Source organism: Gemmatimonadaceae bacterium (assembly GCA_035633115.1).
In the GTDB taxonomy this organism is placed as follows: domain Bacteria; phylum Gemmatimonadota; class Gemmatimonadetes; order Gemmatimonadales; family Gemmatimonadaceae; genus UBA4720.
The window spans coordinates 1-19,074 of record DASQFN010000001.1; the positions used below are offsets into that span (position 1 = coordinate 1).

11 protein-coding genes and 1 tRNA gene are annotated in these 19,074 nt (G+C 59.8%); 9 read left to right on the top strand and 3 right to left on the bottom strand.

The features are described 5' to 3' along the window. A partial coding sequence (locus VES88_00005; protein ID HYN79855.1) for an NAD(P)H-binding protein occupies positions 1–513 on the top strand: 513 nt, incomplete at its 5' end. A 634-nt stretch (positions 514–1,147) separates the two neighbouring features. Here VES88_00005 and VES88_00010 read toward each other — a convergent pair. Further along, on the bottom strand, positions 1,148–1,816 hold the full coding sequence (locus tag VES88_00010; GenBank protein ID HYN79856.1) for a hypothetical protein: 669 nt from the start codon (positions 1,814–1,816) through the stop codon (positions 1,148–1,150). 2,580 nt (positions 1,817–4,396) lie between these two features. Between VES88_00010 and VES88_00015 the strand changes: the two genes are divergently transcribed. From VES88_00015 to VES88_00025, 3 genes are all read left to right on the top strand, one after another. Then, positions 4,397–4,472 (top strand) — tRNA-Leu (locus VES88_00015). 1,011 nt (positions 4,473–5,483) lie between these two features. Next, entirely contained in the window at positions 5,484–6,500 is a 1,017-nt protein-coding gene (locus VES88_00020) for a nucleotidyl transferase AbiEii/AbiGii toxin family protein (GenBank protein ID HYN79857.1), read from the top strand. Positions 6,501–6,861: 361 nt separating this feature from the next. Then, the gene (locus tag VES88_00025; protein HYN79858.1) at positions 6,862–7,644 is read left to right on the top strand and encodes a phage Gp37/Gp68 family protein; all 783 of its coding nucleotides are present in this window, start codon (positions 6,862–6,864) and stop codon (positions 7,642–7,644) included. On the opposite strand, the gene VES88_00030 is transcribed toward VES88_00025, so the two are convergent. Beyond that, complete coding sequence (locus VES88_00030) at positions 7,641–8,696, bottom strand: three-Cys-motif partner protein TcmP (GenBank protein HYN79859.1); 1,056 nt, start codon at positions 8,694–8,696, stop codon at positions 7,641–7,643. The genes VES88_00025 and VES88_00030 overlap by 4 nt on opposite strands. Positions 8,697–8,900: 204 nt before the next feature. On the opposite strand from VES88_00030, the gene VES88_00035 reads away from it, so the two are divergent. The 5 genes from VES88_00035 (at position 8,901) to VES88_00055 (ending at position 17,271) form a co-directional block, all read left to right on the top strand. Further along, the gene (locus tag VES88_00035) at positions 8,901–9,212 is read left to right on the top strand and encodes a hypothetical protein (protein HYN79860.1); all 312 of its coding nucleotides are present in this window, start codon (positions 8,901–8,903) and stop codon (positions 9,210–9,212) included. Between the two features lie 67 nt (positions 9,213–9,279). Further along, on the top strand, positions 9,280–10,407 hold the full coding sequence (locus VES88_00040) for a pyridoxal phosphate-dependent aminotransferase (protein HYN79861.1): 1,128 nt from the start codon (positions 9,280–9,282) through the stop codon (positions 10,405–10,407). 38 nt (positions 10,408–10,445) lie between these two features. Continuing rightward, entirely contained in the window at positions 10,446–12,242 is a 1,797-nt protein-coding gene (locus VES88_00045; GenBank protein ID HYN79862.1) for a 5'-methylthioadenosine/S-adenosylhomocysteine nucleosidase, read from the top strand. Between the two features lie 87 nt (positions 12,243–12,329). Further along, complete coding sequence (locus tag VES88_00050; protein ID HYN79863.1) at positions 12,330–13,448, top strand: hypothetical protein; 1,119 nt, start codon at positions 12,330–12,332, stop codon at positions 13,446–13,448. 1,222 nt (positions 13,449–14,670) lie between these two features. Continuing rightward, on the top strand, positions 14,671–17,271 hold the full coding sequence (locus tag VES88_00055) for a protein kinase (GenBank protein ID HYN79864.1): 2,601 nt from the start codon (positions 14,671–14,673) through the stop codon (positions 17,269–17,271). Positions 17,272–17,573: 302 nt separating this feature from the next. Here the strand turns inward: VES88_00055 and VES88_00060 are convergent, their stop codons facing one another. Then, positions 17,574–18,758: an AAA family ATPase gene (locus VES88_00060; protein HYN79865.1), complete on the bottom strand. Its 1,185-nt coding sequence runs from the start codon at positions 18,756–18,758 to the stop codon at positions 17,574–17,576. Positions 18,759–19,074: the final 316 nt, after the last annotated feature.

Genomic DNA, 19,074 nt, shown 5'->3' on the forward strand with positions numbered 1-19,074 from the left:
GTGATTGATGATGTGTTGCGACCGGGTTGTTTCGACGAGCACGTGCACGGTCACGAAGTTGTGCTGTCAGCGCTCGGCCCGAAGCGAATGCATCCGGCGAATCCGTGGAGCGCACTCGCCTCGCCGCCGGACTTCGCCGCACGCACGGCGGCGATGCTCGTGAACGCGATGCGGGAGCACGGCCTCGCGCGCGTGGTCGCCGTAAGCGCGGCGGGTGTCGCGGAGAGCGCGCCGCGCATGAATCTCCTGATGAAATTCTTCGTTGCGAAATCGAGCGTCGGCATCGGCTATCGCGATCTCGGAGCGATGGAGCACGTGTTTGGGAACTCGGGACTTGATTGGTGCTGCCCGCGCCCGACGCGACTCACCAGTGGTCCGCTCACTCGACGCGTGAAGATCGCGGAGAGCTTCCCGATGACCGCCGGGATTTCACGCGCGGATGTCGCGTGGTGGATGCTGGAGCACGCGGAGCAGCCAATTCGCGAACGCACGCCGATGATCACCGGCGGGTGACAATACAGTGGCGTACCGTTGTGTCACAGGAATTCGGTATTCCTCCGAGGGCTGATGACGCCGCTCGTCTCTGACGGCTATTTGTCCGTTGATCTTCTCGAAGCCCGGATGCATGTCGGGGTGCCGCTTCGGTTTGTCGTCCTTCGGTTTCTTCTCCTCCCAGTACGCCATCACGAGATAGCGAAGCATCGCCATCATATCGGCCCCATCCGCGCTGTGCGGAAAGTTGCTGAACCTCCCGCCGAACTGATTGCTATAAACTCAGATATCGCTAACTCCTCTCCGGGCGAGAACCGGTCGATGACGGTACCGTCCGTAAGCTTTCTGCGCACTGTAAACTGGGCTTCCAAAGCCTTCAGGTACTTGAGGTGTTGTTCTAACATGTTAGTGACATCGTGCGGCTCGGATTTGGATTAGCAAAGTTGGCGCAGGGTGCATTCTTGAGCTTGCCGACACCGCGCGACGACTTGCTGCAAAGCGATCGACGCTGCGAATATGGGCGGAGATTATAATCCTGCGCAGAGTCAATTCTCTTTTCCTGCCCGTCCCAGTCGACCGCGACGAGCTTGGCCATGAGCAACAACTCGGATCTGCACTTTGTAATTGAACCAGATACTGAGCTTGCCGATGTTCCCTACTCGCCGCGACATTGCTTAAGCTTCGTCAGCGTTCGCACAATCTGATGCTGCAACGAAGTCACGGCTGTAAGTTCAGCATCGCTCAGGTGGTACTGCTGCATTAGACGATTCCGACTCGCGGTCCACTTGGTCGCGTCGTACGAACCGTCGACCAGTAACGATGCCAGCGCATAGTGAGGTGAGAGGCGCTTGAGTTCCCCAGCCGACGAGAACACGTCAAGCTTGGAGCGGAGGAAATCCCAATTAGTGGCATCAGACCGTACAAACTTCTGAAACGTCGGATCATTTAGCGCCGCATTCATCGCAGCGTCGGCTGGGGTCGCTTCGCGCGCGACGAGCCCAGCTTGCGTTCGAAAATTCTCGAAGATTTCCTCGGCCTCCATGCCCTTGCTCAGCACTGTACCACCGACGACCTGCAGCTTGGCGTTCATATAACCGCGCATCGCTGTTTCTATCTTCCCTTGCAGCGCCTCAAAAGGAACGTGGTGCTGCTTCATCTGCTTCGCATACCGGGTCATCCATCCCTTGTAAGCGCGGGCAGCCCCTTCGCGCTTTTCGAGTGCACTAGCTACATGAGAAAAGGCGAATTTCGCCCCGTCCGCAAGCGCTTCTTTCTTCGCTTCCTCGTTTGCCTCCCTCCAAGCGTCAATCTCCGCCACACCCATTTCGTTCGTCCGTTGTTGTCTTCGGAGCGCTTCTTTGTCGCGTTCCAATTGCTTTGCGAAAGTCGCGCAAGGCGCATCTGCGGCTACCGCTGAATCAAGCTGCGCGGAGAAACGTGCCTTTCGTTGAACCAACGCCACCGAGTCGGCGAAGATCAGCTGAAACTCCTTCCCACACGCTCTAATCCGCTCGGTCTCGTCTGCCGGAATTCTCCCGCAGCGCGGCATGAAGTCGTTCACCCACCGGTTGTGGGCCAGCAAAGAATCAATTAGGCCAGCGCGTGCCACTGTCAGTTGGTTCCGCGCTGATAACGGGAGTGTCTGGGGAATCATCGGAACGTCAGTGTCCCGCGCCTTGCTTGAATCCTGAGCCTCGAGTGCGCTTGTAACGCAGGCGAAAGCGATGAAAAGACAAACGGGCCGAACGGAATTTTCAAAGCGAGCGGTCACCATGCCAAGCTCCCACTTACCCCTCGACTACTTGCGCGAATATGGAGCCGCGCGAGGGCGCGAATCACTCCTGGAAGCGTCCGAAAATTCGCGGGACCCACCGCGACGGCTTCCGCCATAAAGCTCACGAACCCTAGCGCCCCCCCGATTAAGGCACCGCCTGTGATCGAGGCTGCTGGAGCATCTGGTGCCACCACCGGGCAATCCGGCTCAGCAGTAACTTCTTCACAGGCCGGGTTAGGGTAGTCGTACGCCTGCTTGACCCTGGCAACGCCAACCCCGGCCGTTGCAGTAGCGAGGGTGCCGAGTATGACGGCTACCGGTCTAGAGATCGAGTGATCCCGCATGCCGAAGGCGACCACCAGATCCGCGGTGATGCCACCACCCAATTCCGCCCCTCCTTGCCCAAAAATTGTTGCTAGCCCCGCTACGGCAACAGGGTACACGATGATCGACTGGGGGAACGGGATTGGGCCGGGGTTTGAGTGTCCCCCACCGCCCGATCCGCTTCCGTTGCATTTAGAAGTAAGGATATACGTTCGGCGCCATTGCTCGCACTCGGCTGATGAGTCGAATGGTCCCGCAGTGCCGCTACTTTTACCCATCACCGCCTCGCACTGCCGTTGGCCACTACACCACCAATCGGCATAATACTTCTGATTTTGTGCTGAAGCTTGCCGCGGGCTCGCACAGAGCAATAACGCGATGAGAAATCCGAACACCGACGAGGAAACGCGCATGATACGATGCATAGCGTCGACCTCCCGCTGATCCGATGGTGGATAGAGAGCTACCGAAAACAGGCTGCTGGCTTCAGACCAGTTCCTGATGTCTCAGTTCGGGGTGGCGTCGGCGGCAGGCGTCAGAGCGAAATGAGCAGTTTGCTGCGCAGGAGCCGATTTTTTCGCGAAACGATAGTAGACCCTGGAGGGTGCTCTAGCAATAGAGAAGGAAAGGGCGTTGCCCAGGAGTTGGTAGGATCCGGCGAAAAAACTAATGGTCACAGTCGAACATGGAGGGAGAACAAGGCTGAGATCTCGACTGTGCGCGCCGTCATTGATTTCCGGTCGCCGGTGCGGCGGAGGAAGAGTTCCAAACTGTTAAGCTCATAGCACTCAGCGATCGCAGATGCTAACCGCTTAAGCGCCAAGCCGTCAGAGCTGAAATGGAATTGGGGACGGGCGGATGGAGCGAGGATTTGCTGTACATTAGCGCTGACCAAGGACCCAATGCGGAAGAGATTGATCGGCGGCTTACCTGTATTTGCAGTGTTACTCGCTGTTGGCGGGTGCGGAGGTGCGACGGACGCCAGCATACCGCAAGTCGTGATGTTCAGCGATGACTTCACAGACAAGTCTTCGGGCGCTAGCTGGTTTGAGCTCATATACTTCCATGGTTTTCGCGGCAGCAGCAACCGGGACACTACAATCGGGAACCCTCGCCCGTCGCTGGCCCTCTATAATTCTTGCCTCCCGGTACCTTTCACTGATCCCAAGCTTGATCAATGTGACCCTACGTCCGCGGGCGTTATCACTGGAACTAGCTTAGCTCTAGCTGACGGACTGAGCGCGACTGTAACGGTCGATGCCCATCTCCAACCGGTCACCGGAGCGGGCACGACACCGTGGGCCGCTGTGAAGTTTTCCTCCGATCAGGCGACTGACAATTACACGATCTGCAATCCAGCTGCCGCGAGCTGCTCTTCGTCAATCAGAGCGGTATCGCCGGATGGAGGATTCCACGCGTATCGTTTCATAGTCGCGAGTGATGGATCTGCTCGATGGGAGCGGGACGGAGTGATACAGCACTCGGCCAGGGTGACGCTTCACGGGCCGTTTCAGGTCATGCTGTCCGCGGTCGCGGCGAATGTGACTGGCGCTAAGCGAGAATATCCAGTCGCGCATTTCGACAACGTCCGAGTGACGCGACCGTAACTCCGTAAACAAGGACAGACGCCCGCGGATGATACTCGAGTTGTTTCGCATGCCGAACTTGATTGCTGGCCGCGATCGTTGTGCCGACTGATAGCCAGCCATGGGCGGGGTGTGTTTGGGGGTGCGTTTCTTCCGGCAGAGTACGGCATTGATGTCGGGAAACTCCGGAACCGACGCCCGGTTTCCCTCTAGAGTCCGGCAGAATGTAGTAGTTGGTTAGTGTATTGACCTGCTTCGGGAGCAGGAGGTCGCTGGTTCAAATCCAGTCGCCCCGACTTACTAAATACAGCCCCTGCAACGTTTTGCGTGGGGGGGGTTTGTTGTGAATCCTTGTGGACTGACTTGCCGAATGGATCAGGCCAAGGTTTAATAGGACAAGGGCTTTGAGCTTCACCCTCGGGTAGTCTAAAGACCATCTTCCAATCTTGTCGCTCGTCCATGTTCGTTTCCAAAATCGTTAGGCGCAGTTCCTCTGCATAATGTCAAGTTTTATACGTAGAAAACTTGACATTATTTCGGTCTTATAACACCTTCCGAGCTATGAATCGGCGCAAGGAGGACTCAATCGCACATCGTGTGCGTTCTCGCATTTATCGGGGGGGCACAGATCGCCTTTGGACTAATGCTGACTTTCCAAACGCTAATAGAAGCGCCGTCGCCGCCACCCTTTCCCGGATGGCAAAATCTGGGGAACTCACAAGGGTTCGCCGAGGAGTGTATTACCGACCAAGAAAAACGATCTTCGGCGTCATGAAGCCTGATCCAAGCGCGCTCACGGATGCTGTCCTGCGCGCCAGAGGGGAATCGTCGATGCCGAGCGGAATTGGAGCATACAGCCGACTTGGGCTCACGACGCAAGCGAGTGGAGTGGTTTCCCGAGCCACGCTAACCCGTATTCCCCCAAATAGTGTTCCAGGTGTGCGATTGTCGACCGCGTTGCGGCCCCTGGATAAACAAAAAGGAATTCGGACAGAAGAACGCACGGCCCTCGATGCACTCAGGGACATCACGCGTATTCCTGACGCGCATCCCGCCGACATCTTACGACGCATTGGAACGCTGGTTCGAGCGGGTGATCTCGATTTTTCGCGTCTGGCTAGATACGCAGAGGCCGAACCACCACGAGTACGAGCCTTACTTGGGGCGCTAGGCGAGCGACTCCGCCATACAAATGTCGGACGGAGGGTGCCACTCGATGTACTGAAAGACCTTCGCGAAGGTCTTAATTCATCGACCAAATTTCATATTCGAGGTGTCGAAGACGCGCTTGGCGAAGTGGCCGCTCGATGGCAGATTCGCTGAATCTGTGGAATTCGAAAGAATTCGATCCTGCGGTTCGCGCAACCGCGGAATACTACGGCATCTTGCCGGATCTCATCCGGAAGGATTACTGGGTAACCCGAGTGTTACGGGCAATTGCAGGGGACGTCGCTCGCCACGGCACAGTGATCTTCAAAGGAGGTACGAGTCTTTCGAAGGGTTGGGGCCTCATAGATCGCTTCTCCGAAGACGTCGACCTCCTCTTAACTGGGTCGAATTTCGGTGCAATGCCGGAACGGCCCAAGGAAAGAGCGCGGCAATTTCGAGCGCTCAGAGCGCGTATCGAAAGTGAAACACCACTGGTGCTTCCGGCGCAGGCAACGGTCGATCGCGACCTTTGGAACTTTCACTACATGCGTGATTCATACCATTGCAATATTCGATATCCGCTCCCTGGTAATGAAGCAAAGCGCGGTGCCGCCAATACTGAATGGGTTTTGGTTGAGATGGGTTTTAGAGGGGGCGGACAACCACACGCGCGCCGCGCTCTGAATTCGCTCATTGGAGAATTCGTAGCCACGCAAACGGACGCTCGAGACGCACTTGCCGACTACGCGGCCGATCTCTCAGGATTTGAGATGGATCTTCTTAAGCCCGAACGAACTTTCGCGGAGAAAATTCTTCTCTTGCACGTGGCAATGGCGAAAGGAGATGAAGGCGCGCAGCGAGTCCCGACCCGGCATTACTACGATGTCGCCCAGATGTTCAAGAAAAGTGAAGATGTAAAAAACGCCATTTCGAGCGGTGCAATGCAATCTCTTCTCGTCGCCGCGGCTGAAGTCAGCAATGCTTTCTTTGGCGCGAATATCGATCCGAGTTCGTTGAAGATTCGGGAAAGCTTGGCGCTCACTCCAACTACAACTCAGCTGCGTCTTTTACGTGCGAATTATGAAAGCCCACTAGAGCAAGCTATGTACTTCAGGGGCAGCTTGCCGTTCGACGAACTGATGAATGTCGTGAGAGCAATACGCGACACCATATGAGATTCTCGGCATCGGTTTCTGACTAAGGATTTGCTCTCGCCTGCTCTCGGAACAGGCGCAAGTTAGAGCTGACGCAGAGACGTCATAGTAGTATTGACCGGCGAAATCTGGATGCACCCTCCGCGGACGGCTCGAGCGATCACGCTTCGCTCCTCGCATCCGGTGCGGCCACGCCAAATTATGCCGCAGCTCGTGTTTCAGCGGCCTGCGGTCACTGCTAGGCGCTTCCTCCGCCTTCGGAAAGTACGGATCGAAGCTTCGATTTCCCGAGACTCTATAGACTTTCCGCTCGCAACCTGCGACTATGATCGCGATTCGGGTAACTTTCGGTCAGGGCAGGACCCGCTTCATTGGGGAGAAAATGGCAACGCGCATAGAATGGACAGACGAAACGTGGAACCCTATGACTGGTTGCACGAAAATCTCCACCGGCTGCGACCACTGCTACGCGTTTACGCTCGCCCATACGAAGACCCGGGAGACTTATCTCCGCCAGCTCCCGGTGAAGGACACACAAGAGAATCGAGAAGACCCGTTCGCCCCTCGCTTCTGGCCTGATCGGCTCGCAAAACCCTACGGCTGGCGCGTGCCGAAGCGCGTGTTCGTCAACAGCATGTCGGACGTCTTCCACGCGCACTTCTCCGTCGAGCAGATCCAACGCGTGTTCGAAGTGATGAACGACAACCTGCAGCACCAGTTTCAGGTGCTTACAAAAAGGCCGGAGCGAGCCCTACGTCTCGCCGAGCACCTCACCTTCACGCCGAATATCTGGTTTGGAACGTCGATCGAGAACATGGACGTTGCACGCCGTGCCGATGTGCTACGTCAGGTGCCGGCCGATGTCCGCTTCATCTCAGCCGAGCCTCTGCTAGGGCCACTCGATCTTCTCAACCTCGACGAGATTCATTGGGTAATTGGCGGCGGCGAGAGCGGCTCCGGTTATCGGACGTGTATGCCCGAGTGGGCTCGCGGTCTACGCGACTCGTGCAGAAGGCAGCACGTAGCGTTTTTCTGGAAACAGTGGGGCGGCCGGACGCCGAAAGCAGGTGGACGAGAGTTGGATGGCCGCGAGTGGAACGAGTACCCGGAAGCCCTGCCGGCGGCGGCCGATCTAGAACTGTTCGACCTCGTCGCCGTAGCCTAGGTTCGCGCCCTCAGCATTGTACCGTCGGGAAAGGTTGCCGCCCTCTTCCTGGTTCCCGGGGCAACGTCAATCCGATCGTCGGCCTCGAGAGTTCTGAGGGCGCCCTTGAGCTGGCCACTGTGGAACCCGGTCTTGTCGGTCATCGCCCACCGCTTAAGACGGTTGAAAGCCACCCACCCTTTTCCTGAGATCGTCGTGAAGATCTCATTGGCAAAAGAGGTCATGTCGTCGGCGAAGAGATCTAGCACGTCCTGGCTTCCCGGGACGAACCGGGTTCCGCTCACCGGGTCGGCCTTCCAAATCGCCTGCTTCATCTTGTCGCATCCCAACTCGCTGCTTGTCGCGAAAAAGATCGCATAGACGGCTTCTCGACCGCGATAGAGTTCGAAATGAACGACGTATTTCGCTCCGGCGCGCCTGAGGCAATCGCGGTAAAGCGAAAAGAGGAACGCCTTCCGCGCATTCGTGTCTGGGATCTCGATGGCTTCACGCCACTCCGGACACCCGAACAGTTCGTCAAGATGCGCCTCGAAGTTCTCGTGTTCTCTAAAGCGGTTCAGAAATTCCCACATGAACGACACATACACTTCGCTCTTGGGATTCTTGAGGATGCGTGCGATAACGCTCATCGGCGTTTGTGATATTCCGAAGGGGTCCACCATGACGAATGCCGGAATAAGAACCCCGTTTTTCTCAGAGATGGCGTCGAACAGCCGGGACATGCTTTCGTCGAAGGCTCCGTGCTCAACTTCAATGTTCACGCGGGAGCCAAGTCTCGCTCGATAGGGCTTAACCATCGTCTGCAGATGCTCGGCACGTCTCTGCTCTTTCTCGATGAAGAGAAAGCTGACTTTCGCTCGCATGGTTGCAGGATGATTCTCGTAGGTGTCGAGAGCGATGATCGGGGACCCCATCTCGCCATCGCGGTATTCCCCTGGACCGGCAAAGCCATCGATGAAGGCAATCCGGTCCTGCGTCTTGCCCAGAATAGGGAACCACGCTCCAAGATAACCGCGGAGGACCATATGCTTCCCACTCGTGTGATCATCCATCTGCCAAACCACTGAAGGGGGTGTCGGCAACCTTCAAGTCGGGAGGAATGTGGCCGTGCCGTTCATTGCGGAGCCTTTCTTCTTATCCGGCGCATGCGTAAACAATAACCTCACGGGGATCACCTGCTCTTGGAGCAGGCGCGAGAGCGGTTGCTTTTGGCCGTCGGATTAGAGTCTGAGAACATGTAAGCTGGACCGGAAACCTTGAAGCGCACGCTGAGCATTCCAACTTTTGCACCAATATTCGCCGCCGGTGGCGTTCGTACTTATCAGCGCGGCCTCGGCGACCGCGCAACCACCTCTCAAGCATTTGCGGCCGGACGACACCTCGCTCCGGCGGCCCCCCGTCGCCGGATTTGTTCACGTGCCCGCGTTCAAAAGCAACACTTCCCTGATACGAAACCGGCATTGCGGCAATTGGTTGCCAGCGTAAAGTGGATCCTTCACAAGTGGCTGAATGCTCCTCTTCTGATCAAAATGAAGACAGATCACTTTGTTCCTCCCCTTGCTACGTGATCTCAGCGGAGGATCGCGCCGTCGTTGTCTGCCTCTTGACTGGCTGGCTTTGTAACCTGCCGAGATAATGAGCGCCGTCGCCGATTCTCTGACCCGATTTAACCTAGAGGATTTCTTCGACGAGTTCGAGCACCTCCCCGGGCTCATTAATCTCGCCTCGAGCGATGCGCAGCCCTGGAGCGGCAAAGATCTTCAGGCCAAAGACGTCACACTCAGGAGTGACCATTTGACCATGGCGTATCCGGACGCTAAGACGCACCTACTCCCCGGGCTAAGGCTACTTTGCAACCCGCCAATGGGTATCGATCTGCTTGCGACGTCGGGTGCCGCCGAAGGAATCGCACTAATAATGCACGAGCTATCTACGACGACCGCTCACGGCAGAAACAAACTCATTGGCGTTCCCCGCCCTAGTTACGGAGCCTTTAGCGGGTTAGCGACGCTACTGGGATTGCATTGTGAATTCTACGATTATGACCCGTCGCGCGGATGGGCGCCGGATCCGGCTCAGGTCTTGGCCCTGGCGAAGCGATGTAATGCTCTGATTGTGACCAATCCGCATAATCCAACGGGAAACGTGATGCCGATGCCTGAGCTTGAGCAGGTGAATACAGCGCTCCGCTCGCACGGCGGCACCCTCATAGTCGATGAGGTTTTCCGGGCGCCGGGAGAAACCGAATCCTCGATCACGCTCGGCGAGAATGTCGTGGTGATCGGCAGCCTTTCAAAAACCTATGGACTTCCGGGGCTACGTTTGGGATGGGTAGCGACCAGTCAAGAGCGACTGAGGCGACTGCGGACGGTCCAACAGTACCTCACGTTATCCCTCAGTGCCATGACTGTGATAATCGGTGCGGCCGTCCTCAAAAAGCCGGAGTTGTTCAGCCGCGCAGAGTTGATTCATGCAAATCGAACCATCGTGACCGATTGGGCCGGCGCCCATGAGGATGTCGTGCGCATATCAGTTCCGGCGGGGGGTACAACCGTTTGCGTGGTGATCGACACGACGATGGATGAGACGGCATTGTTCGATAGTTTTGTGCAACGAGGCGTGCTGCTGGCTCCGGGGAGCCGATGCTTTGAGTTTGCGCGTGACTTACACTGGTTTCGTCTCGGCTACGGAACCGAATCAGAAACGCTCCATCGGGGGTTGGAGCTTGTTGCCGCTGCGATAGACCGAATCGGCAGTCGCTGAGTCTTCCATTTGATGCGTTGAGAAAGGAGCTCATCACAATGCTTACGCGGACATTTGACCCGTTTACGTTATCCGACCTGCAGCGGAATAACCCAGCCGAGAACAACTGGTTCAGCGAACACTCATCCACGGCGCTTGCTGGCCGGTGCCTGCTCGATGTTCTGGAGTATCTGCGCGCCGTTCCGAATTTTCCAGGTCGTTTTCGGGAAGTCGCCAACGCTCACACAATTCGCCTGACTTGCCGTTGTCTTTCGGACCCGGATCTGGATCGCCGACGGGTGCTCGACCGGATGAGGCCTCGCATCGTGGAGACCGGGCGACAGCTGCGAGCGGGTCGGAGGGACAGAGCGCCGCACTATGGCGATGACTTCTGGGACTGGGCTGCCGTTCTTGAAGGATTCATTGAGGTCCAGGAGCAAATTCCCGATGAGTTCATCGATGATGAGGCGATTGGCTACGAACTCAACTCGTTTTTCGAGAGCGTCAAGGCACATCTGAAAACAGGTCTGACGATCGCTGGCAACAATGGCGAATGGTACGGACCCGCAATGGCGGTGATCGCAACTCGAGTATTGCAGTCGTTGCAAAAGCGCTTCGGGCGTGCCATCGACAAGCTGACTAATCCGCTGCACAAACAGGCTCTGGAGCTGATCCAGGACTTCAAGTATCGCAACCGCGTGGTCCTACCCCATCATGTCCTGTGGCACTATGGTCAGGTCGTCGCCGACTTCGGTGCGGAGGAAACGCGCGTGCAGGCCAATACGATTGCGGACTTCTCCTGGATCGACAGCGAGATCGAGACCTCCGACAAAGTGTACGCCTTGGCTCGCGTGCTTCAGGGAGCCCTGCACGTCGAGGACAGCATTACTGTCGATCGGGCGATGAGGGAGCTATACAGCCGTCAGAATCTCAGTCGACCCCTGGGTCAGGGGTTAATGGGCGACAACGTAAAGGGGTCGCTCAACGTGCTGGACGCGCTTTGGCCAACTCTCGATGCGCAGCAAAAGGAGCGGATCCGCTCAATGATCGACACGCTTCTACTACTGCACATTGCAGCCAATACGGTCGGCATCGTGGTCGCCGTAGAGCGAGAGGCCGACGCGATCAAGAGAGTATTTGCCGGGAAGAATACCACAATTGAGCGGGTCGACGCTGTGACGTTCATTATCCATCACGGAGACTATCGCTTGGTCGTTTGCATGGGTAAGTCGCTAGTCGACGCTACAGGAGCGACCCAAAAGCTGATTGACAAGCACCACGCTAAGTGGGTGATCGTATGCGGGATTGCCGGCTCGCTGGGAAGGTCCGTTGATCTTCCAGGGGAACCAGGCGAATTCAGAGGTCCCGACAAGGGACACGTTGTGGTGGCCACATCGCTCGCCGCGTTTCGCATCCGAGACAAAGTTCGTGAGGAGATCCAGAATGCGGGCGTCCCTCTTCAGGGTCATACGTGGACGGTGATACCAACAGACCCTGTCCTGTTCCGCCTCGCTCACGAGGCGGGGGCGCATGTTTTCAATGAAGAGGGTCAGTTTCACGAGGGACTAATCGTCACTGGCACGGGAATCAAGGATGCGCGCCAGGCAAAGAATGAAATCCTGACCGAGTTTCCAGGCGGCCTGGCAATCGAGGAGGAGGGCTACGTGGTCGGTCTACTCTGCATGTCCGTTGGCACGCCATACCTGATCGTCCGCGGCATTTCTGATCGTGCAGAGGGTGACAAGAAACAACAGCAGGGTGATCCGAAGATCGAAGAGCACGACCAGCAAACGGCGGCACGTGCCGCTGCACAAGTGGTCGCTCAGGTTGTCGAACTGCTTAGCCAGCGATGGTGAGCTGGTCGAGCACACGCCGTCATCCGGCGGACCGAGAAGTGAGACGGCGCGTCTCACGCACGCCCGGATTTCAAAAGTGAGGTTTTCATGATCAGATCAACGATTGCGCAGACGTGGGACCACGCTCGGCAAATCGATCCGACTCTAATGGCCTCACCGCGTCAGCTCAAGGCGCTGGCAAGTCGAGAATTACGCCCCGTCGCGTTTTCGCGCAACCTTCTGTTTTCCTCAATGGCGAAGGGTAAGCCCGTTCTGTTCAAGGATCTTCCCGTACCGGTGCGGGGCGAGGATAAAGTAGGGCCGCGGGAGGCGGTGCTGCGTGCTCTGGATGAGGGATTCAGCCGTCGCAGCCGCGTGCTCGTGCGATGCGGACCATCGGGGAAGCTGACGCGAATCCCCGTTGCTGAGCTCGTGCGGCGTTGGGCCAGTTCTCGCGCACGCGTCAGCGTCACCGACCTGCACATTCGTGGGACACCCCTCACAAAAACTATCGACTGCTCGTGCCTCAGTGATTTCAATATCCTGGCAGAGGCCGGCGGGGCAGTCGCTGAGCAAGAGATGCTGACGATGGTTGTCAGCTCTGCGGGCGTATTTACCGATTCGCACACTGACGATCCGGATGGCAGCAATCATTGTTTCGTCGGCCGTAAGCTCTGGCTCGTGTGGGACACGTTTAGTGGGCTATCCCACAACCTTGAGGATTGCGAACGAATCGCAATTGAAACAAAACAGGCCGCCTTTAGCATTTCTGGCTTTCTCTCCGTGCCATATTCGAAATGGTTCTTTGTCGAGCCGAACCAGACCTTATTTCTCCCAGGTCATCTCACGCACAAAGTCATCACACTGGACGACTACCTCGGCGTTGGCAGCTTCTTCGTAATGTTGCCCAGCTACCTGCGTACCCTTGCACGCTGGACCGAGCGCACTCCATTGTGGGCCCTCACGCTGCCGCCAGATCGTCGACTTGACCTCGTTGATAAGATCACGCGGTGCGTGATAAATAAGGTGCGCGCACTAGCAAGCGCGCCGCAAGCTGAGGCGTCTCGCTGGGGCCTCACACACCTCGGTGCAGCGGTTCGGCAATGGCAGCAAGCGTCGCGGGGTCTCTCGAGTCGCGCATTGCTCGACAATCCTGTGTCGACCGAGTTAGTGATGACTGTTCTCGGGTCCATCCCTGGACGTGGCCAGCGGACCTCCTTCCGCTGATTTCGTTTCCTACAGAGAATGCCGTCGTGGGCCAATCCGATTCGAGCGCGAAGTGAGTTTTTGAGGGAGATCGAGACGCACCTGCCTTCCATTCATTCCCGAACAACAACGGTCGAACTACGTCACCTTTTGTCAAAAAGCGGCAGCGGACGAAATAGCGCACCGACGCTCGGTTTCCCTCGGAAGTACGGCAGATTGTCGTTAATTGTGAGTGTCCTTCGCTGACTACGGATATCAAAAGGGTTGGCCGGCGCGGTCTTCATCGAGAGCGACTCGTGTCGATCCGAGCAGTATCGGTTCACTCCTGCTCTCGGAGCAGGAGGGCGTGACATACGCAGCTCGCCAAGATTCAGGATTACAAAATGGGCGGCGTAAGTTTCGAGGGTGCGGTTCCGAAGCCAGCGCGGCGGCTTGCGGTCGCAGCTTGTTCAGGAGCCTTCAGCGTTATCCGAACCGGATCTTGCGATACTGCAAAAAGTGCTACCGAAGACTTACGGGACACAGAGCGAGCTGATCGACGTGCTTCAGCAGCTAGTGCTTACTACCATTGATCCCCTCGCTGCGGGCGGAAACGACGAATTTTCCCGTCGGACCAACGGTTGGAGCACCCAGTTTGGCCGTTTGGTTTCAGCCGATGGAGTTCCCGCGCGACTCCCCCGGACGGGCAGCAAGGCCTGGACTATGCTGGACCGGTTGAACCGCCAAGGCTTTACTTCTTTTATCTAAATGCTTCCCGGTGCCCTCGCGAGTCGGATTCAGGTACGACGCGGGCACACAACGCCACTAGTTCGTGGAGATCGGATAATTCTTGACGGCCGTTTTGAGTGGCTCGTTGCGGGTACTGAAAACGAACTTACGTCGCTTGAACAGGCCCTCGTAGGCTACGCGGAACGGCTCTCCACGAACGTACTTTTGCTTTCCTTTGGTAACGCAGTAGGGATCCAGCGCGGTCCAAGCGGATGATTCAGTCCCATTCGATTGTTCTATCGCCAGGTTGACGAAACGAGCTATCTCATTAGTAACCCGGTAACCGAAATGCCGGTCGTACCGTTGGAGCGCCTCGTGGATCGCAATTACTGCCTGCTGCAGCGCACCGCCGAAATGAGTCGCCAGCTGATTCCAATCCTCGCGAGACGGCTAACTGCGCCATCTCTGGGAGCCGTAACTGGCGCAGCCGTCCGCGCGGCCTATTTTGTCGCGTAAATCCCCACGCGACGGGCTCGTGACGACGGATCTGCACAAGCACCTGCAGGCGACACTGGGCGAGACGTACACCGTCGAGCGGGAGCTCGGCGGCGGCGGTATGTCGCGCGTGTTCGTCGCGCGGGACGAGACGCTCGGCCGACTCGTCGTGGTGAAGGTGCTCGCACCGGAGCTAGCGCAGGGAGTCTCGGCCGAGCGCTTCGCTCGCGAGATCCGGGTCGCGGCGACGCTGCAGGCGCCGCACATCGTGCCGGTGCTCGCGGCGGGCACGACCTCGGCGGAGGCCGGGGAGCTGCCCTACTACACGATGCCTTACGTCGAGGGCGAGTCGCTGCGCGCGCGGCTCGCCTCGGGGCCGATCCCGCTCGTCGAGGCGGTCTCCGTGCTGCGCGACGTGGCGACGGCGCTCGAGCACGCGCACGGGCGCGGCGTCGTGCACCGCGACATCAAGCCCGAGAACATCCTCCTCTCGGGCCGCACCGCCGTCGTGACCGACTTCGGCATCGCCAAGGCACTGCGCCTGGCGAGCACGGGCACCCCGGAGCGGCCGACGGACGCGGCAGGCACGCTCACGCAGCTCGGCGCCTCGTTGGGCACGCCGGCCTACATGGCGCCCGAGCAGGCGTTAGGCGATCCAGACACCGACCACCGCGCCGACATCTACGCGTGGGGCGTCGTGGCATACGAGCTGCTCGCGGGGCGCCACCCGTTCGACGCGCGTGCGACGACCCAGCGGCTGCTCGCGGCGCATGTCAGCGAGGCACCGTCGCCGCTAGCCGAGCGGGCGCCCGGCGTCCCGACTGCACTCGCCGCGCTGGTGATGCGCTGCCTGGAGAAGGACCCGGACCGCCGCCCGCAGTCGGCCGGCGAGCTGCTCGCCGCGCTCGCGGCGGTCGTCTCCCGAGCGTGGCGCCCCGCGGCGTCCGCCCAGCCAGTGCTCGCGGTGCTGCCGTTCGAGAACCTCGGCCCTCCGGCCGACGCGTATTTTGCGGACGGACTAACGGAGGAAGTGCGGAGCCGCCTCGCCGGGATCGGCGGTCTGCGAGTGATTGGTGGCACGAGCGCGCGGCAGTACAGGGGCACGACGAAGGGCGCGCGCCAGATCGCGCGCGAGCTCGGCGCCACGCACGTGCTGCGGGGCACCGTGCGCTGGGAGCGCGCGCCGAACGGCGGCGGGCGCGTGCGGGTGAGCCCGGAGCTGGAGCGCGCCGCCGACCAGTCGACCGTCTGGGCGCAGCCGGAGGAGGGCCCGTACGACGACGTCTTCGCCACGCAGGCGCGGGTCGCCGAACAGGTGGCGGCCGCGCTGGACGTCGCGCTGCGCCCCCGCGAGCGCAGCGCCGTGGCCGCGCGCCCGACCCCCAATCTCGCCGCCTACGACGCGTACCTGCGCGGACGCGCACGCGAGGCGGATCCGGATTGGACCGACGCACCGGTCCGCCGCGCGACGATCGCGGAGTATCAACGGGCCGTCGCGCTCGATCCACAGTTCGCCGCCGCGCACGCGCGCCTCGCGCTGGCGTACCTGACGGAGCGCTTCTACAGCCCCGACACCGGATTGGTGGCGCGCGCCCGCGCCAGCGCGTCACGTGCGATGGCGTTCGACTCAACGGACATTGACGCGCGGCTCGCGCGCGCGCTGGTCGTCGAAGCCGACGGCGACGCGGCGGGCGCGTACCGGATGTTGGTGGCGCTGGCGCGGGGCGCGCCGAGCGACGCCATGGTCTACTTCCACATGGGGTGGGTGCAGCAGCTTATCGGGCACCATGAAGAGGCAATCCCCAGCTACGAACGCGCCGCCCTGCTCGAGCCACGGTGGCCGGCCGCTCGGGGGGAGCTCGCGGGCGCCTACGACCGCCTCTCGCGGTACCAGGAGGCGATCCGTACCCGCGAGCACGAGATCGTCCTCGCATCGGACTTCGCGGTCGTGCGCGTCTTCCAGGCGTCGTCGTATCTCCTCTGGCGCGCGGACACTGCGGCGGCGCGCCGGGAGCTCGAGCGCGGCGACCAAGGGCAGCTGGTCCCCGCGCTGACACGGTGGCTGACTGGCCCCGCGGGGCGCGCGATCTGGTGGCGCGTGATGCCGCGTGCGGTGCTCGCTGCCAAAGACACGCTGACGCTGGCCGGCTTCTCGCGGGGCGGCTCGGACGCGCCGGAGCTGTTCCATCTCATGAAGGCGCACCATTTCGCGTTCACCGGGCGCACGGACCGGGCCCGGGCGCACGCCGATTCGGTGATCGCGCTCGCTGAACCGGCACGGCGCCACGAGTCCGGCGCGGGCGCATCGACCGAGTTCGTGGTCTTGCCGCACCACCTGACGCTCGCGGAGATCCTCGCGGAGGCGTACGCGTACACCGGACGCGCTGCGGGCGCCGCGAGGGCGGTGGACCAGTACGTCCAGGAGGCGCGCCGGAACCCGCGGTCGGAACCGTTGGTCACGGCGGCGTACGTCGACGCGCGGATCGGCCGCCGCGACCTCGCCGTGGCGCGACTTACGGAGGCGCTCCGCCTCCCCTCAGGAAATCTCATCTCCCGCGCGCTGCTCCGGGCCGATCCATCGTGGGCGCCGCTGCGCGGGCATCCCGGCTTCGAGCGGCTGATCGCCGGAGGCAAGCCATGACGCGCTCCGTCGCCGACGACGCTCGCGCAGCGCCTGGAGTGCGTCCCGTCGCTTGGAAGCGGATACCAGCGGCAGCTGCTCGGGGACGAAGTGCCTGATTTCGGGAAGCCCGTCATGCAACGATGCGAGTGAAAGCCTAACGCGACGGAGTTTAGCTGCGGCGTGCAGCTACACAGGCGCGACTAACTCTAAGTAACGACTAACTCGCCAGGCGCTCAACCCAACGACATGGGCGCGCTGTCAGCTACAACTCCTCGTTAGGCCGCGGGATCCTGGCATTCGAGAGTCGCCGCACCCGGCTGTTATTTAATATCCAGCGCTGCCTTGATCGCGGCGGCCGCGACGCTCTCGCCAATTTTGGTTGCCACGCTGAGCGACCACTTCCCGGCCTTCGCGAGCAGCCCGATGGCCTTCGATCGGTCTCCGCTCTTCGCCGCGACCTCCGCCTCGGTAACAGCTGCAATCGCCGTGGGTTTGTGAGGTGTATCGGGCTCCTGTTGCAGCGCCGCGCGCAGCGCGACCAGTCCGCGCGCAAGTTTTTCGAGGTCGATGTCCTCGGCCGCTTCAGTGAGCGTCTGATTGACGGTGAAACCGGAAGCCTGTCCGCCGGGATTCACTACCACTCCCGCCTGCTTGATTTCCTGGCTCATGATGACCTGCTCGATCGACAGGGTGATGTTCGGCGGCGGCGGAACTTCGGCCGGCATCGGTATGCTCGTTCCGAATCGGAACTCGATGTTCTCTCGAATGTAGTTGCTCGTGCAATGTGCGGCCGTGAAGCGGAGCAGCTCCTGCGTGCGCTTGCGCCGGCTGTCAGTGACGATGTTGCCTCCGGTCACCCGCACGCGCTCCAGGACCATCTCGTGAGTGAGCGTACGTCCGTCACGCGGCGACCACGCCATCAGGTCTCTCAGCTCTTTGGCCGACCACCACTCGGTCTTGATGGCGACCTCATGGAAATCAAGGTCGGCCGCGATCGGCGTCGCTCTGACGTGCGAGACCATCACGACCTCGCGCAACCGCTGGTCGACGTAGAAGACCGGGACGACGTAGGTGAAGGCATCCAGCTCGTCTGCGTGCAGCATCTCCGGACGACGTGCCGATGCGACGATGGCTCCGCCGAAGGTCGGCCGCTTGAGCTGCTCGCGGAGAAACCAGTGCGCCGCCGGATGAGCGCGGAGGCTCGGGAAGAGGTTGTCGATGTCCTCGATGAGGACGACGCCCTGCCGCAGCTTCTTCGCAGCGTTAAAGTGCTTCGTGAGGCTGACGTCCGGCTTCTTGAGAACGTCCACCGCATCGATCTCGAGCTTTTCTCGCGCCCCTTCCGTGCAGATGGACTCGGCGGCGAAGGTTTTGCCGCAACCGCGCGGGCCGTACAGAAGGACGCCTTCGGTGAACGTGCCAAGCTGACCGTCAGGCCAAGGGTCGGTGCCCGAATTCATCCATAGCTCGTAGACATGCGCGTCGATCGGGATTAACTGCGTCATGGCCATAGCGTACAACTCTCGACCACGATAATACGAGAGACGCCTAACATAGTCCATCAGCACGGGGTGTCATCGCACGCGCGCGGGCGAAGAGCGCGAGCGGTTCGATGTCAGCGAACGAGGAGAGGAGGACTGAGCCGGCTCTGTTGCAATCCGCACTCGACTCGGCCTAACTCTCCGGTTCAGCGGCAGGCCGCGCAGCGGACCGTCCGCTGCAACCGGTTGTTATGTGGCCGTATATATGAGTACGACGTGCAGCACCAACCATGGTGGAACAATCAAGAATTGTCTAAGGGTCGATTCAGAATCCAAAGAG